General features: G+C 42.6%; 17 protein-coding genes. 14 read left to right on the top strand and 3 right to left on the bottom strand.

Going from position 1 to position 23,030, the window contains the following annotated elements:
• The first annotated feature begins 117 nt into the window (after positions 1 to 117).
• From A6J60_RS03610 to mgtE, 4 genes are all read left to right on the top strand, one after another.
• On the top strand, positions 118 to 1,458 hold the full coding sequence (locus tag A6J60_RS03610) for a short-chain fatty acid transporter (RefSeq protein ID WP_096064773.1): 1,341 nt from the start codon (positions 118 to 120) through the stop codon (positions 1,456 to 1,458).
• A gap of 353 nt (positions 1,459 to 1,811) precedes the next feature.
• Positions 1,812 to 2,513, top strand: a complete 702-nt coding sequence (locus A6J60_RS03605; RefSeq protein ID WP_102993947.1) for a CoA transferase subunit A — start codon at positions 1,812 to 1,814, stop codon at positions 2,511 to 2,513.
• 124 nt (positions 2,514 to 2,637) lie between these two features.
• Complete coding sequence (locus A6J60_RS03600) at positions 2,638 to 3,267, top strand: 3-oxoacid CoA-transferase subunit B (RefSeq protein WP_102993946.1); 630 nt, start codon at positions 2,638 to 2,640, stop codon at positions 3,265 to 3,267.
• A gap of 436 nt (positions 3,268 to 3,703) precedes the next feature.
• Positions 3,704 to 5,041 (top strand): magnesium transporter, encoded by a 1,338-nt coding sequence (gene mgtE / locus A6J60_RS03595; RefSeq protein ID WP_096064771.1) that lies wholly within the window; start codon positions 3,704 to 3,706, stop codon positions 5,039 to 5,041.
• Positions 5,042 to 5,209: 168 nt separating this feature from the next.
• On the opposite strand, the gene A6J60_RS03590 is transcribed toward mgtE, so the two are convergent.
• The 3 genes from A6J60_RS03590 to A6J60_RS03580 all read right to left on the bottom strand — a co-directional run bounded on the left by A6J60_RS03590 (position 5,210) and on the right by A6J60_RS03580 (position 8,899).
• Positions 5,210 to 6,502: a GDSL-type esterase/lipase family protein gene (locus A6J60_RS03590; RefSeq protein WP_096064770.1), complete on the bottom strand. Its 1,293-nt coding sequence runs from the start codon at positions 6,500 to 6,502 to the stop codon at positions 5,210 to 5,212.
• Between the two features lie 97 nt (positions 6,503 to 6,599).
• Positions 6,600 to 7,733, bottom strand: coding sequence for a DUF459 domain-containing protein (locus A6J60_RS03585; protein WP_096064769.1), 1,134 nt, complete (start codon positions 7,731 to 7,733; stop codon positions 6,600 to 6,602).
• A gap of 161 nt (positions 7,734 to 7,894) precedes the next feature.
• Entirely contained in the window at positions 7,895 to 8,899 is a 1,005-nt protein-coding gene (locus A6J60_RS03580) for an MBOAT family O-acyltransferase (RefSeq protein WP_413772360.1), read from the bottom strand.
• A gap of 1,068 nt (positions 8,900 to 9,967) precedes the next feature.
• Here A6J60_RS03580 and apbC point away from each other — a divergent pair.
• The 10 genes from apbC to nuoG all read left to right on the top strand — a co-directional run bounded on the left by apbC (position 9,968) and on the right by nuoG (position 23,030).
• On the top strand, positions 9,968 to 11,221 hold the full coding sequence (gene apbC, locus A6J60_RS03575; protein ID WP_096064767.1) for an iron-sulfur cluster carrier protein ApbC: 1,254 nt from the start codon (positions 9,968 to 9,970) through the stop codon (positions 11,219 to 11,221).
• 171 nt (positions 11,222 to 11,392) lie between these two features.
• A complete protein-coding gene (locus A6J60_RS03570) occupies positions 11,393 to 12,631 on the top strand; it encodes a DUF2804 family protein (RefSeq protein ID WP_227526049.1) in 1,239 nt (412 codons plus the stop codon).
• 199 nt (positions 12,632 to 12,830) lie between these two features.
• Positions 12,831 to 13,406, top strand: coding sequence for a dCTP deaminase (gene dcd, locus A6J60_RS03565; protein ID WP_096064765.1), 576 nt, complete (start codon positions 12,831 to 12,833; stop codon positions 13,404 to 13,406).
• Between the two features lie 299 nt (positions 13,407 to 13,705).
• A complete protein-coding gene (gene ndhC / locus A6J60_RS03560; protein WP_096064764.1) occupies positions 13,706 to 14,344 on the top strand; it encodes an NADH-quinone oxidoreductase subunit A in 639 nt (212 codons plus the stop codon).
• Between the two features lie 10 nt (positions 14,345 to 14,354).
• Positions 14,355 to 15,023, top strand: coding sequence for a NuoB/complex I 20 kDa subunit family protein (locus tag A6J60_RS03555; RefSeq protein ID WP_096064763.1), 669 nt, complete (start codon positions 14,355 to 14,357; stop codon positions 15,021 to 15,023).
• Positions 15,024 to 15,149: 126 nt separating this feature from the next.
• On the top strand, positions 15,150 to 16,937 hold the full coding sequence (gene nuoC / locus A6J60_RS03550) for an NADH-quinone oxidoreductase subunit C/D (protein WP_096064762.1): 1,788 nt from the start codon (positions 15,150 to 15,152) through the stop codon (positions 16,935 to 16,937).
• Between the two features lie 114 nt (positions 16,938 to 17,051).
• Entirely contained in the window at positions 17,052 to 17,792 is a 741-nt protein-coding gene (locus A6J60_RS03545; protein WP_096064761.1) for a hypothetical protein, read from the top strand.
• A gap of 51 nt (positions 17,793 to 17,843) precedes the next feature.
• Positions 17,844 to 18,353, top strand: coding sequence for an NADH-quinone oxidoreductase subunit NuoE (gene nuoE / locus A6J60_RS03540; protein ID WP_193778083.1), 510 nt, complete (start codon positions 17,844 to 17,846; stop codon positions 18,351 to 18,353).
• Positions 18,354 to 18,391: 38 nt separating this feature from the next.
• Positions 18,392 to 19,978: an NADH-quinone oxidoreductase subunit NuoF gene (gene nuoF / locus A6J60_RS03535; protein ID WP_096066453.1), complete on the top strand. Its 1,587-nt coding sequence runs from the start codon at positions 18,392 to 18,394 to the stop codon at positions 19,976 to 19,978.
• A gap of 16 nt (positions 19,979 to 19,994) precedes the next feature.
• Complete coding sequence (gene nuoG / locus A6J60_RS03530; protein WP_096064759.1) at positions 19,995 to 23,030, top strand: NADH-quinone oxidoreductase subunit NuoG; 3,036 nt, start codon at positions 19,995 to 19,997, stop codon at positions 23,028 to 23,030.

Genomic DNA, 23,030 nt, shown 5'->3' with positions numbered 1-23,030 from the left:
AATAATACGGATAATAAGCATAGGTCAAAGATAATAAGTTAAGATTGCTAAATAGGGATGTCATTAGCAAGTTAAAAACAGTATTCGTAACCGAACACTCGATGACAAGGATGTATTATGTTTCAGTTTCTCACCAATGCCAGTGTGCAGCTGGTCAACCGATATTTACCCTCTCCGTTTGTATTCTCCATTGTATTAACCTTTATTGCGCTGATTACAGGCATCGCACTTACTGGCCAAAATGTTTTGGTAATGGCCGGACACTGGGGCGAAGGACTGTGGTCGCTGCATAGTTTTGCCATGCAAATGGCGCTTATTTTAGTGACTGGTTATGCGTTTGCCAATGCGCCTATTATTCAACGTTTTTTGGATAATATGGCAAGTAAGGTTACCTCGCCAACCACTGCGATTATGGTATCAACCTTGGTTGGCTTGGCTGGTTCATGGATTAATTGGGGATTTGGATTGGTTGTCGGTGCTATCTTTGCCAAGTCGTTAGCGCGTAAAGTGGCAAACGTAGACTATCCTCTATTGGTAGCAGCCGCTTATTCGGGTTTTGTCATTTGGCATGGCGGCTTTTCAGGTTCTATTCCGTTAACCTTAAGCTCAGGCGGTGAGAATCTGGTCACACTGTCTGGCGGGGCGCTCACTGAAGCCATTCCTTTAGCAGAAACTGTATTTGCTCCGTTTAATCTCATTATTTTGTTTGCGCTGATTGTCGTTTTACCTATCGTCAATCGTCTGATGCATCCAAAAAATCCGACGACCGTTGATCCGGCCATTATTAAAGTCGAAGCGTATACTGTTCCTGATAAAAATACACCGGCACAAAAGTTGGATGACAGCCGAATCGTTGCATTGGCTTTATTTGCTTTTGGGGTGCTGTACTACATTAATTACTTTTCGGCCAATGGTTTTAACTTAGGGCTGAATATCGTTATTGGTTTATTCTTATTTATTGGATTAATGGCTCACGGGACATTAGAGCGCTATTTTCGAGCAGTAGAATCTGGCATTGGCGGCATTACAGGTATTGTGCTGTTATTCCCATTTTACGGTGGCATCATGGGTATCATGACCGGTGCTAATGCTGATGGTATTTCTATTAGCTCGCAAGTGACAGAGTTTTTTATTAATAATGCGTCTGCTGACAGCTTTCCTATTTTTGCTTTCTTAAGTGCAGGACTGGTTAACGTATTTGTCCCTTCAGGTGGTGGTCAATTTGCTGTACAAGGTCCTGTTATGATGCCAGCCGGTTTGGCTTTAGGAGTCAGCCCCAATGTAACTGGGATGGCGATTGCTTGGGGTGATGCTTGGACCAATATGATTCAACCCTTTTGGGCGTTGCCTTTATTGGGTATTGCCGGATTAGATGCCCGTGCCATTATGGGCTACTGTCTGATTATCTTAGCGGTATCAGGGGCAATCATCACTGGCGGCTTCTGGTTGCTGGTTTAATGGCAATTACTAAATTGAGCAGCTTAGTTAAGCCACTTAGTTGAAAAGCTTAATTAGATTGAGCCACTCAGCTAGGTCGCTTATAAGCAGACAACTAAAATTTTAACTATTGATAAGCCAGCTATTGGTTAAATTAGTTGTTTATAAGCTATTATTTACAATCAGTCTATTTGAGTTCACAACTGTGCATGATAATATGAATCGATTGTAATTTTTAAACACAGGTTTTTACTCAAGGGCATCGTTTAATTTGCTAATTTAAATAATCTGCTAATTCAGATAAAGTTAAACCGTATCTTATGTAAACAGCCAAACTACTAAACCCAACACTTGATTCAAACAGGGAGAGAATAATGAGTCAATCGAAAGTATACGACAGCGCAGACTTGGCGCTAAAAGACATTGTTAAGGATGGACAAACCATAGCCGTTGGTGGATTTGGACTTTCAGGTATTCCAGAAGCCTTGATTTTAGCGTTACGAGATAGCGGTGCAAAAGAGCTCACCTGTATTAGTAACAACGCTGGTGTTGATGACTTCGGTTTAGGTCTGCTATTACAAACCCGTCAAATTAAAAAAATGATTTCCTCTTATGTGGGTGAAAACAAAGAGTTTGAGCGTCAGTTTTTAGGCGGCGAGCTTGAAGTGGAACTGACTCCACAAGGTACACTTGCTGAGAAGCTACGTGCTGGCGGTGCAGGTATTCCTGCCTTTTATACCGCTACTGGCGTGGGCACTCAAGTTGCTGAAGGCAAAGAGACGCGTGAATTTGATGGACGCAGTTATATTTTAGAGCATTCATTAACCGCAGATATATCCCTTGTTAAAGCGCAAAAGGCAGATAAAGCGGGCAACCTAATTTTTAACAAAACCGCGCGTAACTTTAATCCAGACTGTGCTATGGCTGGCAAGATTGCCATTGCTGAAGTTGAAGAAATTGTCGAGATTGGTGAATTGGACCCAGATGATATCCATCTACCCGGTATCTTTGTGCAGCGTTTGGTATTAAATGCCAATCCTGAAAAGCGCATTGAAAAAATCACCGTAAAAAAATAAAACCAGTGTATTTTGTCTAAGCAATACCAATGAGTATGCATTTAAGCAAAATTATGTATTCAAGCGAAATATAGACAAAAAGTACGCAATCAAAGACAAGAAAAAGACAACAAGGAGCAAGACAATGGCATGGACAAGAGAGCAAATGGCGCAGCGTGCGGCTAAAGAATTACAAGACGGTTTTTACGTCAACTTGGGTATTGGATTACCCACTATGGTTGCCAACTATATTCCTGAAGGCATGGATGTTTGGTTGCAGTCAGAAAATGGCTTATTGGGTATCGGCGAGTTTCCAACCGAAGATAAAGTCGATCCTGACTTGATTAATGCTGGCAAGCAAACAGTCACCGCACAGCCTGGCGCTAGTTTCTTTAGTAGTTCTGATTCATTTGCCATGATTCGTGGCGGGCATGTCAACCTAGCTATTCTTGGCGCTATGGAAGTGTCAGAAAGTGGCGATCTGGCCAACTGGATGATTCCAGGTAAAATGGTGAAAGGTATGGGCGGCGCTATGGACTTGGTTGCTGGCGTGCAGCGCGTTATTGTGCTGATGGAGCAAACCAACAAGCATGGTGAACCCAAGATTTTGTCAGAGTGTCAGTTACCACTAACGGGCAAAGGGGTTGTGAATCGCATCATTACTGAGCTTGCGGTTTATGATGTGACAGAAACAGGTCTTAAGTTAGTCGAGTTGGCGGATGGCGTAAGCTTTGAAGAGGTTCAACAAAAAACGCCAGTGACTGTCCAACAGTAATTAATCAACAATAACTAATCAGCAGTAATTTATAAGGTGTTAGATGTATTTAAGCACCTTTGACATATTAATCTGCGGACTCATTAACCAAGAGTTCGCAGATTTTAGTTTTATAAGAGCTGATACAAATTTAGCACCTCACTTCAAATTAACTTGTTCTTTATAAACAAACCGTTTATTTTGAACCAGTCACCTCGCTATAAAATTCTTTTTCATAATCGCCTGTTTTTAAAAGCATCAAGCCGCATAGGCTTGCCCCGCATTTAACAATCCTATACTTGTTTATCAAACAGTAATCGCTTAGCATCTTTGCAGACTTTGAAAAGTTGCGGTGTGGTGATTACAGTCAAAGTCAAGATTTGTAGGCCAATAAGTTAGGTTATTGGCTTTTTTTATTATTCTACGATTCTGTCTTAGGCTGCAGGGAGTATGAACTATGGATCTAAAAGCCATTGCCAAAAAACTAAATATCGCCATTGAGCAACAGCAGCTTGATCACGCCATAGATGAGCTATATCAGCTAAGGCCCATTGACGTGGCTGATATTTTGGTTCTTGTTAATCCAGAGTCTGCTTGGCAAGTCTTAGAGCGTCTGCCGAATCGAGCGACCGTCTTTGCTTACCTTGATGCTGAAGATCAAGTGTCGATGGCACGTATCTTTCCGCGAGCCAGTCTGGTTCAATTAATTGGTGAGATGCCATCGGATGAGCGAGCCGACTTATACAAACGCCTAGATCAGACTCAAAGAGACGCTCTATTACCGGCATTAGCACAGGCTGAACGTGAAGATATCCGTCGTCTGGCTGCCTATGAAGAGGGGACAGCAGGGGCATTAATGACCTCTGACTATGCCACGTTAAGAGCGCATATGTCGGTGTCTGATGCGCTAGCTGCGTTACGACTTGAAGCACCAGATGCGGAAACTATTTATCACGCCTATGTCATCGATGATCATCGAAAGCTGGTGGGTGTGGTGTCATTACGTAGCTTAATATTAGCCGCGCCTGAGCAGTTGATTGGCGATATCATGCTCAGCTCGGTGGTCTCCTGTAATGTACATGAAGATCAAGAAGATGTGGCTAAGACCGTTGCTCGCTATGACTTAATTGCGCTGCCTATTATTGACGACAGTGGGGCGCTGGTTGGTATTGTTACCCATGACGATGCGATGGACGTGGCCAGTGATGAGGCAACCGATGACTTTCGCAAGTCTGGCGGTGTTTCAAGCTTCGTGGGTAGTTTTAAAGACACCAGTATTCGTTTGTTGTATCGCAAACGCGTATTTTGGCTGGTGCTTTTGGTATTCGGTAACTTGATATCTGGGGTGGGTATTTCCCACTTTGAAGATGTCATTGCAGCCAACTTAGTGCTGGTATTCTTCTTACCTTTATTGGTCGATAGTGGCGGTAACGCTGGATCTCAGTCAGCTACCTTAATGGTTCGAGCGCTGGCCACCGGTGAAGTTGTGATGCGAGACTGGTTCTCACTGCTTGGACGAGAAGCAATGGTTGCCTTGCTATTAGGTATGACCATGGCAGTGGCTATCTCCATCATTGGCTACTTCCGTGGTGATGCAGTTGTTTCGTTAGTATTGGCGTTAAGTATGGTGTCTGTGGTCATGATTGGTTGTGTGGTTGGCATGAGCTTGCCGTTTGTATTAAACAAACTTGGCTTTGACCCAGCCAGTGCCAGTGCACCATTAATCACATCAGTATGTGATGCGTCTGGTGTGGCTATCTATTTGTTTATTGCGTCTCAGTTTTTGCCTTTATAGAACCTGAGAGTATATAGGACAGGCAGTAAGTAGCTAGAATAAGCAATTTATTAGCTCTACTGTCACAAATAAGCGGAACATTTACGACAGTAGAGCAAGTCAGTGGTTTCAAACCGCGAATAATAACCAATAATAATGAATGTAGTTAAACCTCAGTGTTATCAGCGATTATTTAACAGGGCGAATGGTGACTGTTGAGCTGTCTTTTAGTAAGGAGTTTGCTTCGTTACTAACAGATGGCGTTGCGGGTACAATATTAGGCGTGCTGTTTGAGAAGCTTGGTATGTGCGACAGCTTACTGCCCAAACCGTTTGAACTGCTCAATAGTTGTTTTAAGTCTGAGTATAGGATATTAGCCGTACGCTCATATCCTGAACGTGTAAAGTGTACGCCATCTGAAGCGCCTAAGCCTTGAGAAATCCATGACTTCATGCTACAACGACCGCCCATAGCTTCTTCCCAACTCCAGTATAGTACTCCTGACTCTTGAGCTGCCTGACGTAACTGAGACTGAACATTGTCTAAGCTAGTAGCGCGTGTCCCACAACTACCACCTGTACTCTTCAAGCTCTCCGGTGCGCCAAGAACTAATATGCTGGCACTTGGCAAACCCTGACGGACAGTTGCGATGGCTTGTTTGGTTATTTGTTTTTGATCATCTGCGTTGCTTTGGAATGCCTCGTTTGTCCCATAAGCTAAGATAACTAAGTCAGCTTCGCTTGCTGCTAAATCTTGTGGTAGCTGTGAATGCCAGCGTTGCCAATAGCTCTGCGTAGCTCCATTAATACCAAGTGCTGATACAGTGCCTCCAGTTCCTTTATTAATCCAAGCACCGCCAACTTTAGTTCCTGCATCCGCCTGGATAGTGTAAGGAAACACGATAGGGGTGTTGATAGTTTGCCAACCACTGGTAGATAAAGGTAGCTCACGTGTTCCATTAGCATCACTTATTTTAATGCTTTGGCCAGATAGACCTTTAACCACAATACGCGCTTGTTGTTGGTCATTATTATAATATTGACTGGTCACTGTTAAACGCCCAGAGCTACTTGAAGAGGTAGCAACCATACCGCCTAATGGGTAATCTTCATTTTTATCAAATCTACTGTTACTTAGTCTCCAACCGGTTACGTCATAGCCATGACGAGCCACACGCTGTCCTTTAACTGCCATAGGATAGGCAAATCCTAAGCCACCGTCACCGATATCTTGTTGTAAGCGCTTACGCAATTGATCTGTTAGGAAGTCACCGGCAGTGTGAGAGTCACCTAACTGCAAAACATGAACCTTTTTTTGATTAAAGGCATTTTGTAATCCTTGCAAGTCTTGGCCAAAGTTTTCAACTGGTGATGCTTGGGCAGCACAGCTTGTTGCTAAGATAGCAAGTGTTGCAGTAAATAGGCTGGTTAGCTTATTAGATTTAGTAGGAATAAGTGAGCTGATGCTATCAGGTGTGATCATAATACATTCTCATAGAGGTTAGATAAAATAGGTCTAAAATTAAGTTAAAGTATTCAAATAACGACAATTTAATTTAAGGCTATGTTTTAGCATATTATTATTGCTTATCAGTGTCAGAAATGACTCGAATATGTGACACGATAGCTTCTGCTAAATGTTGCTGACCTGCTGAAGTAAAATGTATCCCATCCGCAGTTCGTACTTTTACTTTATTACCATCAATTAAAATGCTATCTGTATAAGTCTCAGACTCAGGGTTATCTAACAATAAAGGACGACTATCAAGGATCAGTGCTTTTGTATTTGGAATGGTCTCTTTGTGTAGCGCAGATAGAGTGATCATTTGTTGTTTTAGTTTTTCAGACTTCATGAGTGGCGGTGTCATCCAGATCACTTGGGTTTGGTTACGTTCAGCCGCCTGCATAATACGATTGATTTTTTCACTATATAGCTCATTCCAGCGCGGTGTTGCAAAGTCTATATACTTTCCACCTGGGTTATTAGGATCAGGCACAGCCCAAGGGTCGTTCGCTCCTAGAAATACTGCAAGCACTCCAATATCTGGATTTTCTAAAATAGTCTGCTCAATAGTCGCTGGCCAGTCAAAGAATGTACTGTAGCTAAGCCCTGTATTTTGTTTACTTAAGTCGATACTGGCTATCTGATAACGACTTTGCAGTTCACGCATTGCCCAAGGTGCGACGCCTTCCATCATAGAATCACCAGCGAAAAACACCTTCTGATCTGGTCTAATAGTCACTTCCTTCACAATCAAGCGTTCGCGTTCGCGTCTTTCTGCCTCAAGCTGAGCCACGCGTTTTGCTTCAGCCAATTTTTTAGCCTTTTCAATTTCTAACAAACGTTGTTGTTCAACCAGTTTAGGATAAAATACCTGGTTGATTTGCTCGTTACTTTGGTTGCTAATAGATGCAAGCTGAGACACTACACCATCGGTATTAAGCATTTTTTCAGCAAAGATACCTTTTGACCAGCTAGGAATTTTATTTAGGGTATTCCATACTTGAGTCTGTTGATACGTTTGCTGCCAATAGCTGGTTAAACGGTCATGCTTAAACCAAGTCACTAAAAGCATACAAGCCAACAAAATAGCCATCAGCTTCCATAGCGCTAGACTGGACTCAGTCGGTTGCGTGCCATCGTCAATTTTTTGGTTTTCAGTTAGTAATACTGGATTAGCTTTGATTGGGGCATCATTATTAGGCTTAGACATAACTATATCTCGAGCATTTGTATTAAGATTATGAGGTCTTTTAAAAACTACTATTAAATAGACAACTAAAAAAGTAGGTAGTCAAAATAGTCGTGAATTAAAATAACTGCATAAGCTAAGTTCAAAGGTTAATAGGGTTATAAAACTGGATTCAATATCAACTAGAAGTTTGCATAAATAAATCCAGGCAGACCTTCCGGCGCTAAGCTGAACATTAATACCACATACAAAGCGATTGGAATAGGTAATACCCACCAAGGAATAGAGGACAGTAAATGTGCAATCTTTTCACGGGCCTGGCCTAAGTAAGGATATACTAACCAAGCAAATAGCATTAAGCTCAAGGTTGGTACTACAGATAGCGTTAGAGTCACACCACTAAAGTTGCCCAGTGCTTGTAGCATTTGCATTGCTTGGTTGAAAGTGACACTATGGAAGAATACCCACCCAAATGCCACATAGTGGAAGGTAATAAATATAGCAACAGGCTTAGCGTTATTTGTTAGCCAAAAGCGCATATTGAATCGCTTCAATAGGTTTAAGAATACTAAAGCGATACCATGTATGGCGCCCCAGATGAAAAAGTTCCAACCTGCACCATGCCAAACACCAGAAATAATGAAAGCAGCCATTAGGTTAAATTGAACACGCCAATATGACCGTCTACTGCCTCCTAAAGGAATATATAGATAATCTCTAATCCAGGTAGACAAGGTCATGTGCCATTTTTTCCAAAAGTCTTGAATATCAGTAGCTAGATAAGGACGATTGAAGTTCTCAGGTAATTTAAAGCCTAGCAGTAATGCAATAGCAAGGACTAAGTCTGTATAGCCAGAGAAGTCAAAGAATAGCTGTAAAGAGTAGGCGTAAATGGCTGTTAAAACCTCTATACCATGGAATTGTAATGGGTTTGCAAATACAGGCGTAACCCATAAGGTTTCGAGCCAACTGGCTAATACTATCTTTTTAAATAAAGCGATAATAATTAACGCCATAGCAATATAAGGCATTAACACATAGCGACGTTTGGGTGCTGCTTTATTGTCACTTTCAGGCGCTTCAGATGTCAGTAGCCACTGATGCTGGGCTTCGCTAGCACGGAAAATAGGACCAGCTGTTATGGTTGGGAAAAAAGACAGAAAGCCTAATAATATAGTTGAAGGCATCGGCTTCATTTTTTGCTGATACACGTCAACTAGGTAACTGATAGCCTGGAAAGTGTAAAACGATATCCCTAAAGGCATGATAATGTCTAAAGGTGTTAGATTATGTGATTTGTCTAACACAGACTGGTTTAATTGTTCAATAACGAAGTTGCTATACTTGAAGAAACAAAGGTGGGCTACTAAAGCAACTAAGCCCAAGACTAATACAGCCTTTCTTTGACCAGAACTCTGTACTTTGACAAAACCAAAAGTACATATCTGTAAAACAACCCAGACAAATAATACGCTAGCAACGAATAACCATTGCCATGTCAGTAAAAAGCAAATACCTGCGATTAACAATAGTATATTTTGAATATTTGGGTGCTTATAACAAGACCAATAAATGACAAAGAATAGGGTGAAAAATAAAGCAAACTCGTAGGACAATATAGCCATAATAAACGCTAAGCCTTAAAATAAGGGCGTAAATCGCCGGATTAGTTTTAATTTAAAAGTGCGATGAAGTATTTATCTGTTAATAACAATGGGCTTAGTGTCTAATAAACATTCATTTTTGAAAAAGTCTTTGTTGGCGTATTAGTGCTTATATAACAACCAATCTTAAGAGAAAGTTAAGAGTAGGTGGTTTTGAAATAAGCTTACTGCTTTGATCATAAGGATAGTAGAACGACTCTAAAAATAAGTTTAATGCACAAGCCTTTTTATTAAAGATTTATCCTAATTGGAAAACTATTGCTTTACTAGGTAGAAGCAGGCGTAACATAATATCACAGTTAATAACAATTATTTACTCCGGCTACTGTGTTTTCCTTAAATATCACTTTAACTATAGCAATAGAAATCCTAATTTTTTTTGTGTATTTAGTTGCTCAAAAAATATCTATATGATGTGCTCTTTACAGTAATTAGCAGACTCTATAGAATGAAAATCAATCAAAAGTAACAGTTAAAATGAATCTTTACTCACTACTTGATTTCCTATTTAAAAATATATTTTATATAGGAAGTTAATAATATACATTTGGATCGACTATAAAAAAGTCCATTAAAGGTTAAAAGACAGTTATGTTTAATTTTATAAAAAAAACCAAGCAAAAACATACAGCATTTAGCAGTGATAATGCGCCTTTGCAAACGGCTGTAGATCAGGTATTACAGCAAGCCAATCAACAAGATCCCGGTAATCAGTTAACTGGAATCAAGTCGCAGGGTGAATCAGTGACGTTAGATTTGCGCTTAAATGGTGATGTTGATCCAGAAGAAATTCACAGACAGTTAGGCATCGCACTACAGCCTTATGGTGTCAAAGAGGTCAATCTAAATGTGACGCTACCGCCAAAGTCAGCTTCAAGACCTGCCAATATGAAAACCACGGCTGGTATTGAGCCAGTTTCTAACACCAAAGGTGCAGGTAATAAGCTACCAAAAACAACCAATGCCGCAGCACCAAAAGCAGAGTCAGCCTCTGAAGAACCTGCCATTACTAAACGAGCACCGATGCAATCTAGCCTTCAGCCACATCCACGCATTAAACATGTGATTGTTGTAGCTTCGGGCAAAGGCGGTGTTGGTAAGTCGACTACCACAGTTAATATAGCCTTAGCGCTACAAAAGTTGGGTAATCGAGTCGGTATTTTGGATGCTGATATCTATGGACCGTCAATGCCGAGCATGTTGGGTGTTGAGGGCGTGAAGCCGCAGCTTGAGAATGAGCAGTTTGTGCCGATTGAAGCGCATGGCTTAGCGATGTTGTCTATCGGTAGTCTGTTAGATGGTGATAATACGCCAGTAGCTTGGCGTGGGCCTAAAGCAACCGGCGCATTGATGCAGCTGTTTAATCAGACCAACTGGCCGATGCTGGATTATTTGGTAATTGATATGCCGCCGGGTACTGGTGATATCCAGCTGACATTGGCTCAGCGTATTGCGGTAACTGGTGCGGTTATTGTTACCACGCCTCAGCACATTGCATTAATGGATGCGCAAAAAGGCATCGAGATGTTTAATAAAACCAGCATTCCAGTGATTGGTGTGGTTGAAAATATGGCGCTGCATACCTGTTCAAACTGTGGTCATACTGAGGCTATTTTTGGTGCAGGCGGCGGTGAGTTTATCGCTAAAGAATATCAAGTGCCATTGCTTGGCCAATTGCCGTTGGCTGCTGCCATTCGCTCACAAGCCGATAAAGGTGAGCCTAGCGTGATTGCCAATGAAGGCAAGGGTGATGATTATGCTGAGTTTTATGTCGATATTGCCAAAAAGATTGAGACCAATATTGCCAAATTCGCGAAGCAGCGTGATGATGGGCGTATATTTTAAGATAATAGATTGGAGGGTAAGCATAGCCCTTTAATCTATACTATCGATTACTAAATATTTAATATGACTATATATAACATAGTTATAGATAATGGCTAGGTTAAAAAACGGATTAGTTTTAGCTTAATGAGTAAGTTTTGAATAAATAGCCAGATGACGCAAGGAGGCAGGATGCAAGCAAAGCAAATCGAACAGCTGATAGAGGCAGGACAGCCTCAATTTGGGGTGTTTTCTCAAGTTAAACGGCTTAATTATCTAGATTATCGCAGCCACTTACTGTCACAAAAGCCAGTGGCCAAATGGCGTAAGCAGTTAAAAGCCAATCAGTTTGCTTTTATTCAGCTGCTACAGCCGCCGTATCGAATTTGCTTGGCGCTAGCGACTATCAAGCTTGCGACCACTGCCTTTGCTTATATTTATAATGAAGAGTCCGGGCAGTTTGAAGTGGTTGAGGCGCTACAGCCTTTGTTGCGACACAGTCATTTTTCCGGTGATCACCAGCAAGGTGAGATGCGCTTTGAGCATGCTGACTTGTCATTGCAGATGCAATTTTCTCAACAATCAATTCAGCTGATATTAGACAGTCAGTTGTTTGCTGTGAACGCCAGTTGTCAGCGCAGTCGTCAGCCTTTAGCAGTGTGTTCGCCATCTGGTCGCAGGGGTTGGAGTTTTACTCAAAAAGAGCCACTGCAGATTACTGAGGGCGAGTTGACCTTTAAAGCGGATTCAAAGCATTTTGAATCAGTTGCTTCAAGCGCTTCGATATCTGCTGATAAGCCGCTGCCAGTCAATAGGTCACGAATTAAGTTTGATTCTCAAGCACGAGCGAATTTGGACTGGACGCTTGGTTTTATGCGTCATGAAACCAACTGGTTTTGGAGCTGTATTAACAGTCAGCTATCAGATGGCCGTCAGTTTATGCTTAACTTGTCGATGGGAGTTAATGAGACAGGGGTGAATGAAAATGCGTGCTGGATTGATGGTCAGATTTATTACCTACCTCCAGTTTTATTTAAGCGTCCGCCCATTGACAAAAATTATCGCAGTATGATTAAAAGTGTCACCAAAAAGGTTGTGAGACGTCAGGCAGTAAAGCAAAATGAGGCGCAACAGCAGGCTGCTTACAATCACAACAATAGTCATAATAGTTCAGATAGAGATTTACAGCATCTAACAGACTGGCACATCAGTAATCAAGATTTAGGATGGAGCAAGGTGCGTGTTGATTTTAGATTTACCCCCTTGAAAGTGTATAAAAAGACTGATAATTATGGGGTTGTCGCCAGTGTGTTTGAGCAGTGGATTGGTCTGTATTCTGGAAAGGTATATATTCAGACACAGACAGGAGAAGAGGCAGTCCAGTTAGACCGTGTGATGGGGCTAGCAGAAGATCATTTTGCTAAGTGGTAATACAGCTTGTAGCCAATCCTTAGAAATCTATCATTATCTATACTGGAACAATGCGCTAAATCAACGTAAAATAGCTGCCTTGATAAGCCTGCTTGGTATGAACCGAGTATGGGTGCTATTTAAAATAAAAACCTAAAGTGTTACATCTGTATAATAAAAGATGTCGCTTGGGTATGAATTGATAAAATAAGGGTATAAAATGTCAATAAAATCTGACCGCTGGATTCGTAGAATGGCTGAAGAGCACGGCATGATTGAGCCATTTGAAGCCGGTCAAGTTCGGTTTAACGATGCAGGTGAAAAGCTTGTCAGTTATGGTACATCAAGCTATGGCTATGACGTACGCTGTGCCCGTGAGTTCAAGGTATTCACCAATGTGCATTCGGCCATCGTTGATCCAAAAAACTTTGACGAAAATAGCTTTATTGATATTGTTGGCGACGAATGTATTATTCCGCCTAACTCATTTGCATTGGCGCGTACAGTGGAGTACTTTAGAATTCCACGTGATGTGTTGACTATTTGCTTAGGTAAATCAACCTATGCGCGTTGTGGTATAATCGTCAACGTTACGCCACTTGAGCCTGAGTGGGAAGGTCATGTGACTTTAGAATTTAGTAATACCACTACACTACCTGCGCGTATTTATGCTGGGGAAGGTGTGGCACAGATGCTGTTCTTCCAAAGTGATGCTGACGATATCTGCGAAACCAGTTATAAAGACAGAGGCGGTAAATATCAAGGTCAACGAGGGGTAACTTTACCTCGTACTTAGTATTTATCAATGACGTTATCTATGACGCTTGCGACAGATGGCAATGCCTTAAAAGTTTAACAATGTCAAGATGCAAGCGCGCATATTAGAATGAGAAGAATGACCTTCTCATTCAGTATTAAACTGGAATTTAAGATTTAAAAAAAGTATAGTATCACCTCGAATTTTCCAGCCAAGCTATCCTACTTTACTCGTTACTAACATTATTCATCCTGTTAGATTGGTATAGTTGTTATATTATAAATTACAATAATGACTGTGCGTGTCTAGTCGATACTAGCCAGTGAGGAGACTTATAGATGAATTCCGCCTTTAATTGGTCAGCGCTAGCCTTTATTTTGGCTGCCCTTGGTTTGGTGATTTTCATGCTAGTTGTACCCCGTCTATTAGGGGGTCGTTCACAAGGCGCAGAAAAAGAAGAAGTATTTGAATCGGGCGTTGTCGGAGCAGGCAATGCCCGAATTCGTTTGTCTGCAAAATTCTACTTAGTCGCTATTTTCTTTGTTATCTTTGACTTAGAAGCCCTTTATTTATATGCCTATTCGGTGTCTGTAAGGGAAGTGGGCTGGCTTGGTTTTGGTGCGGCGGCTGTGTTTATCGGTATCCTATTTGTTGGCCTAGTATATGAATTGAAACTGGGTGCAATGAACTGGGCACCAGCGGACAAACGCCGTAAAAAAGAGCGTTTAACCCAAGCACCGGCTGGCTTCAATTTAGCGAATATTACCAAGTTTGACGGTATCGATGAATTGCATACCGACCCAACAGGTAAAGTACCGGCTCAGTCTTCAGGGCAGGTCAATGTATCAAACGATATTGAGGCCAATAAACGCCATCTTGCCAATATTGACCGTATTAATATTACCGGTAATGTCACCAGTGTGGACTTCTCTAACCGTTCATCAAACTCTTCATCATCAAATAAAACGTCTAGTTAAGGGTTAAATCATGAAATATACGCTAACCCGTGCGAATCCTGACGCCGATACTTATCCTGCGCAATCGAAGCAAACCGTTAATAACCCTATCGAGGATGAGGTTAATCGTAATGTGTTTATGGGCAGGCTTGAGGACATGGTTCATGCTGCTGCAAACTGGGGACGTAAGAACTCATTGTGGCCATTTAACTTTGGTACGTCATGCTGCTATGTGGAATATGCCACTACCTTAACCGCAGTTCATGACTTATCGCGCTTTGGTGCAGAGGTTATTCGTGCGTCACCGCGTCAGGCAGACGTGATGATTGTGGCTGGTACCTGCTTTGTAAAAATGGCGCCAGTTATTCAGCGTCTATATGAACAAATGCTTGAGCCAAAATGGGTCATTTCAATGGGCTCATGTGCTAACTCAGGCGGAATGTATGATATTTACTCAGTAGTACAAGGCGTGGATAAAATTATCCCTGTCGATGTCTATGTACCTGGCTGCCCGCCACGTCCTGAGGCTTTAATCCAAGGGCTTATGCTGTTGCAAGATTCGATTACGCAAGAGCGTCGTCCACTTGGTGCGTATGTCAATGACAAAGGCATTTATAAGCCACAGATGCTTGCTGAAAGAGACCGTAAGCAAGCGGATCGTATTGCGGTGAAAAATCTTCGCAGTCCAGACAGTATTTAGTTATTATTGAGCAGCTATCAAGCATTAATACAGCGATAAAATAACCAGCTATAAACGTACTAATATAACAACCTATATTCTTGTGTATGCGTAATATTCGCAATGACTCTGAGGTAACCGGTGACCATGGTAACGGATAACAGCAAAGCAACCCATCGTAGTGCCGATGCAAATAAGACACAGCCTGCGGTGCTGCGTGAGCTTGGACACAAATTTTCAGGTAAATTTAGCGAACAGTTTACTTTTGATGGTATTCCTACCATTTGGGTAGCTCGTGAGCATTTGCTTGACGTGTTAATGTTCTTACGTACTTTACCTAAGCCTTATGTGATGCTGCTGGATCTATCTGCCATCGATGAGCGTTTGCGTCAGCACAGAGATGGGTTGCCTGAAAGCGATTTCACGGTGTTCTATCATCTGATGTCACTTGAGCGTAATAGCGATATTCGCGTTAAAGTTGCGTTATCTGAAGACGACTTAAATGTACCGACAGCAACCAAGATTTGGCCAAATGCCAACTGGTATGAGCGTGAAGTGTGGGATATGTTTGGTATCGTCTTTACCGGACATCCACATTTAACGCGTATTCTGCTGCCTAAATATTGGGAAGGTCACCCTCTGCGTAAAGAGTATCATGCGCGTGCCACAGAATTTACCCCTTACTTTCTAAACTCAGCCAAGCAGCAGTTTGAACAAGAAAACCTACGCTTTGTGCCTGAAGAGTGGGGCATGAAACGTAGTGGCCGTGATGAGGACTTTATGTTCTTGAACTTAGGTCCGAACCACCCATCTGCTCACGGTGCCTTCCGACTGATACTACAGCTAGATGGTGAAGAAATCATCGACTGTATCCCAGATATTGGCTACCACCACCGTGGTGCTGAGAAGATGGCTGAACGTCAAACTTGGCATTCATATATCCCTTATACCGATCGTATTGATTACCTAGGCGGGGTAATGAATGAGCTGCCGTATGTGATGGCGGTTGAGCAACTGGCTGGTATTACCGTTCCGGAGCGTGCTCAAACCATTCGAGTGATGATGAGTGAGTTCTTCCGTATCACCAATAACTTATTGTACTTTGGTACCTTCATTCAAGATGCGGGTGGTATGACACCAGTATTCTATATGTTTACTGACCGTCAAAAAGCATATGACGTGATTGAAGCGGTCACCGGCTATCGTATGCACCCAGCATGGTTCCGTATTGGCGGTACTGCAGCAGACTTGCCACGTGGTTGGCAGCGTTTGGTGCGTGAATTCCTAGACTGGATGCCAAAGCGTTTAGATGAATATGTCAAAGCGGCGATGGAAAACTCAGTACTTAAAGGCCGTACTCAGAATGTGGCCCAGTACGATGCTAAGCAAGCGCTAGCTTGGGGTGTTACCGGTGCCGGTCTGCGAGCAACAGGTGTTGAGTTTGACTTGCGTAAAGCACGTCCTTATATGGGTTATGAGAATTATGACTTCGAAATCCCAGTAGGATATAACGGTGATGCCTACGATCGCTGTATGGTTAAGATCGAAGAGATTCGTCAATCACTGCGCATTATCAAGCAGTGTATGGATAATATGCCTTCAGGCCCATACAAAGCCGATCATCCATTGGCGGTACCACCACCAAAAGATCGCACTTTAAACGATATTGAAACCCTGATTAACCACTTTATTTCTGTGTCTTGGGGTCCTGTGATGCCAGCCGGTGAAGCCTCTATGATGGTTGAAGCCACTAAGGGTATCAACAGCTATTACATTACTTCAGATAAAGCGACTATGAGTTATCGTACGCGTATTCGTACGCCGACATTTGCCCATTTACAGCAAATGCCGTCTGTGATTAACGGCAGCTTGGTGTCTGACTTAATTATATATTTGGCATCCATTGATATTGTGATGGCAGATACGGATAGATAAGCATAAATTGTTATTGAGTCAGTTATAACTTGCTTAATTGTAGTGTTCTCAAGCTCTAAGATAGTTTTTAGAGTAAATAAGTTTTAAGATAAACGGGTTTTAAGGAAAAAATTCATGAAGTATAAAGTAATGATACTTACCCTTTTATCATTCAGTCTTAATGCTTGTGTTACAGCTAATAAAGACAACATAGACAACGCCACTCGCAGCGCCAGTTACGATGTTCAAGCAGCTTATAGGAATATCCTTGTGAATGCCTATAGTGCTAAAAGTATTTTACAAAATCCAGAAGCATTAGGCCGTGAAAGTGTAGAGACAGATATAACATCGCCCGCTCTGGATTTAACGGTATCGCCAAATCGTACCTTTCAAGGCAAACTTGCCTTGTCAAAGCCCTATTCTTCAACAACTATCGTTGATGGAGAGGTTTTTAAGGAGCGAGAAGGGCTTATATTTATTGATGTAGATAGCTTTAGGTACTTGGGGTCTACAAGTAGTACGTATCATACTGACACAGTAAATACTAAGTTTTATGACTTACCAAATAAAGCAGTGATTGGTGATAGTGGTCGGCTAAATGAGGGCTACCTTGAGTATAAAGCTTCATCATTTAGTGATGAGCTTTTGACAGCGACTTGTAATGATATGTGGGTTTTGAAAGCAGCAGACAACCAAAATGCTAAGCTGTGTACAAACTCAAAAATTCATTATACGCCAAATAGAGTAGATACAGTGCAGACTTGCTATACCATAAATAGAAAAGGCGATATTTTACATCATGAGGGGCAATCGACAATTATGCGTAACAGCCCTGATGATTCTGATCTTATTTTTAAAAGCTTTCAAGTTAATTAGTCCTACTTGAATTAATACTAAGCGAGTATCTAAAGAGAAAGTAGCACAATGATTAAAATAGTAACCGATAAAGCCCCAACCGTTGATGTTGCAACCATCTTAACTGCTCAAGAAATTGAGGGTATTAAAGAGTATATCCAGCATTATCCTCATGCTCGTGCAGCCTCATTAGATGCGTTAAAACTGGTACAAAAACGCAATGGCTGGGTAGATGATGCGCAAGTCAATGCCATCGCTAATTTATTAGACGTACCGGTAACCGATATCGAAGGTGTGGCCACTTTCTTTAACCGCATTTACCGCTCACCTGTGGGTCGTCATGTCATCTTAGTTTGTGACTCTATTGCTTGTTATTTAACCGGCTATGAAGCACTTTCTGCTAAATTCAAAGAGCAGCTTGGCATTGACTACGGCCAAACTACCCCAGATGGTCGTTTTACCTTATTACCTATCTGCTGTTTGGGTAACTGTGACAAAGGTCCTTCGGTTTTAATCGATGAGGATACCTTTGGACCGGTTAGCCCTGAAGAGGTTGCTGAGTTATTGGAGTACTACCCATGAGTGAAAATAGCCAAAATACAGCCGCTATGAGCCAGAGTATGACGTCTGAAGCACAGCCAAAACGCCTTAGTATCGCTGAGCAGTTTGCCCGCCGCAAACAAGGCAAAGCGCCGAGTCAATTAAATGAGCAGCGCGTGCCTATTTATGGCGATAAAGAAACCGCAACCATTGAAACCAGACCGCTAACTTGGCGTTTGGCACATCATGATGCCATCTTAGACTTGGCTACTTATCAATCGTTACGTGGTTTTGAAGGTCTAAAAAATGCATTAGACAAAGCGCCAAAAGAAGTCGGCGATATGATCAAAGCGGCCAACGTTCGTGGTCGTGGCGGTGCGGGCTTTAACGCTGGTCTTAAATGGTCATTCATGACTCCTCCAGATGGTGGTCCGCGTTATCTAATTTGTAACGCCGATGAGATGGAGCCAGGTACATTTAAAGACCGTCTATTAATGGAGCGTTTGCCGTTTCAGCTTATTGAAGGCATGTTAATTACCGCTCATGCCATCGGGGCGACTGACGGTTACATCTTTATTCGTGGTGAATATATTATCGCCGCTGAGCGCCTGATGGCGGCTATTGATGAGTGTATCGCTAACAATCTGATGGGCGATAATATTTTAGGCTCAGACTTTAGTTTCCATCTGCATGTGCATACCGGTGCCGGACGTTATATTTGTGGTGAAGAGACCGCATTGATTAACTGTCTTGAAGGCCGCCGCGCTAACCCACGTACTAAACCTCCGTTCCCACAGATTTCGGGTGCATGGGGTCGACCAACGGTTGTTAACAACGTTGAGACTCTAAGCAATATGCCTGCAATCTTGGTTAATGGCGTTGATTGGTATCAAAACCTACCTAATGAAAAAGGCAACAGCACCACGCCAGGCACTAAGATATTTGGCTGCTCAGGCTTGGTCAATGATCCTGGTCTTTGGGAGCTACCTTTTGGTTACAGCGCCCGTGAAATTATCGAAGAGTTCGCCGGTGGCATGCAGCAAGGCAAAACCTTAAAAGCATGGCTTCCAGGCGGTGCTTCAACAGACTTCTTAACCACTGAACATCTTGATACCATCATGGACTTTGATAGTATTCAAAAAGCCGGTAGCCGTATGGGTACTGGCCTGATTATGGTGGTTGATGAGTCTCAAGATATGGTGCCTTTGTTAAAAAACCTAGAGATTTTCTTCCAACGTGAATCATGCGGTTGGTGTACACCTTGCCGTGATGGACTGCCTTGGGGCGTGAAGCTATTAACCGCCATTGATGACGGTGAAGGACAAGTTGGCGACATTGAAAAGCTTGAAGGCTTAACTCGAGATTTATGGATTGGTAAGACATTCTGTGCACACGCACCAGGGGCCATGGAACCTTTAATGAGTGCGATTAAATATTTCCGCCACGAGTTCGAAAGCAAAATTGTGGTAGAACCCGCACCTGAAGTAGATGAGCAAACCTCACAGTGGGCTGAATCTGAAATTCAAAAAGTCATGTCGACTATGAGTAAAGGTAAGCCTGCAACATCGTCAAAAGCAAGCACAGAAACCAACAATCATTCAGACGCAAAAGCAGGTTCAGAAGGTGAGTCTAATGACTCAGCCTCTAAACCCAGCGACGTGAAGTAGAGGAGTAGAAACAGGCATGGCGGTCATACATATTGACGGTAAGCAGGTCGAGGTAAACGGGGCAGACAACCTTTTAGAGGCGTGTTTGTCACTGGGTATCGATGTGCCTTATTTCTGCTATCACCCTGCACTTGGTTCAGTCGGTTCGTGCCGTCAGTGCGCGGTAAAGCAGTTTAACAACGCAGAAGACGCAGCTGCAGGTAAAGGGCGTTTGGTCATGTCGTGCATGGTCGCACCAACTGACGACATGTATATCTCGGTCGAAGATGACGAAGCGGTTGCGTTTCGTAAATCGATCGTTGAGTTTTTAATGACCAACCACCCGCATGACTGTCCAACCTGTGAAGAGGGCGGTCACTGCCACTTGCAAGACATGACTTACATGTCTGGGCATAACAAACGTCGTTATCGCTTCACTAAGCGTACTCACCACAACCAAGAGTTTGGTCCATTTATCGCACATGAAATGAACCGCTGTATTGCGTGTTATCGTTGTGTTCGTTATTACAAAGACTATGCAGGTGGTGAAGACTTAGGCGTTTATGCGTCGAATAACCGTGTTTATTTTGGCCGCGAAAAAGATGGCCAGTTTGAAAGCGAATTCTCAGGCAACTTAACCGAAGTTTGCCCAACCGGTGTATTTACTGACAAGACCCATTCAGATCGTTATAACCGTAAGTGGGATATGCAATATGGCCCAAGCATCTGTCATGGCTGTTCTGTAGGCTGTAACATCTCAGCCGGTGAGCGCTATGGTGAGTTACGCCGTATTGAAAACCGTTATAACGGTGAAGTAAACCGTTATTTCTTATGTGACTTAGGCCGCTTTAGCTATGGCTATGTCAATCGTGAAGACCGTCCGGTGCAAGCGATTGAACACATCAATGACAAGCATGTCAAAATCAATATTGACTATGCCATTGATGAAACCGTTAAGCGCTTAAAAGACAAGAAAGTTATTGGTATTGGTTCACCACGAGCCAGCTTAGAAACCAACTTTGCTCTTAAAAAGTTAGTTGGATTTGATAATTTCTCAACCGGTCTAAACAGCCATCAACAGTCACTGGTTGAAAAATGTATTGAAGTATTAAATACGCAAGGTATTTATAATCCAAGCGTGACTGATATTGAAAGCCATGATGCGGTATTTATTTTGGGTGAAGACATTACCCAAACCAGTGCTCGTGTGGCATTGGCAGTGCGTCAAGCTGCCAAAAATGAAAAAGTTAAAATGGCGCATGCCTTAAAAACCCCAGAATGGTTGGCAGAGCCTGTGCAACGTATCGGTCAAAAAGAGCTAAGCCCGGTCTACATTATTGATACGGTGCAAACTAAGCTTGATGACATTAGTAAAGTAAGCTGTGTGGCAACACCAGAAGACATTGCCGCCCTAGGCTTTGCGGTAGCAGATGCCATTAAAGCGATAGGTAATGACTTACAACAAATCGTTGATAATGTGCCAAGCGCTAATAACGATGAGTCAGAGCAAGATCCAATGCAGGCACTGGCTGAGCAAATAGCCTTTGATTTAGTCACCGCAGATAAGCCACTAGTCATCTCTGGTACCGGTCAATTTAGTGTGGCCGTTATTGAAGCATCTGCTCAAGTTGCTCAAAGCTTAACTGATAAGCGTGCTGATATTAAAGCTTATGAGCTTGAGCAAGTAGAAGCGCACAATGCCAAAGTACGTGCTCAGCAATCAGGTAATAAGCCAGTTGAAGACAAAGAGCTGGATGCCAAACCTAACAAAGCAGATGGATCTAAAGCCTCTGATAACCTAGAGCGTGACCCTAATGAGCCAGCATTAGAGCTTAAACAGGTTAATGAAACCTATAAGCAACAAGCCGGTCTATACTTAAGTGTACCTAATGCCAACAGTGTTGGTGTTTGTCTGCTTGGCGGTAAGTCAGTAGAAGAGCTATTGGCTGCAGATTTTGATGCCGTCATTGTCGCAGAAAATCAGTTAACTGATGCGCTAGATATTGAAAAGCTAGCACAGTTATTATCTGACAAAACGGTAATTACGTTAGATCATCAAAACCTATATTGGCATAAGTTTGTTGATATCGTATTGCCAGCGGCTAGCTTTGCTGAAGCGGACGGTACTTTGGTATCGGCTGAAGGACGTGCGCAGCGTTTCTTCCAAGTTTATGATCCTAGCTACTATAGCAACAAGAACTGCATTAAAGAAGGCTGGCGTTGGTTACATGCGGTTGAGACCAGCTTGCATAATATGCCACTGGATTGGACTCAGCTTGATGATGTGATCGATGAGCTGATTACGACGCATCCAAATCTTGAGGGTATCAAGAACGCAGCACCAGAATCAGACTTCCGTATCTCGGGTCTGAAAATTGCTCGTGAGCCAAGACGTTACTCTGGTCGTACAGCCATGCGCGCCAATCTGTCAGTGCATGAGCCGATGCAGCCAAAAGATTTAGATACTGCTTTAACTTTCTCAATGGAAGGTTATAGTGGCGCGCAAACACCAAGTGCAATGATTCCATTTGCGCAAGCAGCGGGTTGGAACTCGCCACAAGCATGGAACAAATATCAAAAAGAGATTGGTGGTTCGTTAAAACAAGGCGATCCTGGGGTGCGTTTGTTTGATCTGGTCGATACAGACAGCAAGCATCCTAAACGTGATTATGTGCGCCCACAGATGGCGCAGCCTGTTAAAACCAGCATTTTCCAAGGTCAGGCTAAATTAGTGCCAGTTCATAATCTGTATGGTAGCTCGGCAATGGCGCATCGCAGTCCAGTCGTGGCATCACAAATGAAACCGGCTAGTTTCTACATTGGTGCAGATGATGCACAACATTGGCAAGTCAGTAGTAATGACTGGTTAGCGGTAACTGTTGATGGTCATCGCGTAGAGCTGCCAGTACAAGTTGTGCCTTATTTGGCAGAAGGCTGTATTGGTTATCCTGTCGGTCAGGCTCCAATATTACATGGTCACTTACCAGCATCTGTAATCAAAATAGATCCACCACAATCACAAGGTGAGTCGATAGATGAGAAACAACCCAATTTAGAAGGTCAGGGAGGCTAA

The organism is Psychrobacter sp. FDAARGOS_221 (genome assembly GCF_002313155.2).
Taxonomy (GTDB): Bacteria; Pseudomonadota; Gammaproteobacteria; order Pseudomonadales; family Moraxellaceae; genus Psychrobacter.
This window is presented reverse-complemented; position numbering and strand designations above follow the sequence as displayed.

Excerpts from the sequence above, each read along its gene's own strand:
- A6J60_RS03555 (WP_096064763.1), top strand. The coding sequence starts at position 14,355 with ATGAAATATACGCTAACCCGTGCGAATCCTGACGCCGATACTTATCCT.
- A6J60_RS03590 (WP_096064770.1), bottom strand. The coding sequence starts at position 6,502 with ATGATCACACCTGATAGCATCAGCTCACTTATTCCTACTAAATCTAAT.
- apbC (WP_096064767.1), top strand. The coding sequence starts at position 9,968 with ATGTTTAATTTTATAAAAAAAACCAAGCAAAAACATACAGCATTTAGC.
- nuoG (WP_096064759.1), top strand. The coding sequence starts at position 19,995 with ATGGCGGTCATACATATTGACGGTAAGCAGGTCGAGGTAAACGGGGCA.
- A6J60_RS03605 (WP_102993947.1), top strand. The coding sequence starts at position 1,812 with ATGAGTCAATCGAAAGTATACGACAGCGCAGACTTGGCGCTAAAAGAC.
- nuoC (WP_096064762.1), top strand. The coding sequence starts at position 15,150 with ATGGTAACGGATAACAGCAAAGCAACCCATCGTAGTGCCGATGCAAAT.
- mgtE (WP_096064771.1), top strand. The coding sequence starts at position 3,704 with ATGGATCTAAAAGCCATTGCCAAAAAACTAAATATCGCCATTGAGCAA.
- dcd (WP_096064765.1), top strand. The coding sequence starts at position 12,831 with ATGTCAATAAAATCTGACCGCTGGATTCGTAGAATGGCTGAAGAGCAC.
- A6J60_RS03600 (WP_102993946.1), top strand. The coding sequence starts at position 2,638 with ATGGCATGGACAAGAGAGCAAATGGCGCAGCGTGCGGCTAAAGAATTA.
- A6J60_RS03610 (WP_096064773.1), top strand. The coding sequence starts at position 118 with ATGTTTCAGTTTCTCACCAATGCCAGTGTGCAGCTGGTCAACCGATAT.
- A6J60_RS03545 (WP_096064761.1), top strand. The coding sequence starts at position 17,052 with ATGAAGTATAAAGTAATGATACTTACCCTTTTATCATTCAGTCTTAAT.
- ndhC (WP_096064764.1), top strand. The coding sequence starts at position 13,706 with ATGAATTCCGCCTTTAATTGGTCAGCGCTAGCCTTTATTTTGGCTGCC.
- A6J60_RS03570 (WP_227526049.1), top strand. The coding sequence starts at position 11,393 with ATGCAAGCAAAGCAAATCGAACAGCTGATAGAGGCAGGACAGCCTCAA.
- A6J60_RS03585 (WP_096064769.1), bottom strand. The coding sequence starts at position 7,733 with ATGTCTAAGCCTAATAATGATGCCCCAATCAAAGCTAATCCAGTATTA.
- nuoF (WP_096066453.1), top strand. The coding sequence starts at position 18,392 with ATGACGTCTGAAGCACAGCCAAAACGCCTTAGTATCGCTGAGCAGTTT.
- A6J60_RS03580 (WP_413772360.1), bottom strand. The coding sequence starts at position 8,899 with ATGCCTTCAACTATATTATTAGGCTTTCTGTCTTTTTTCCCAACCATA.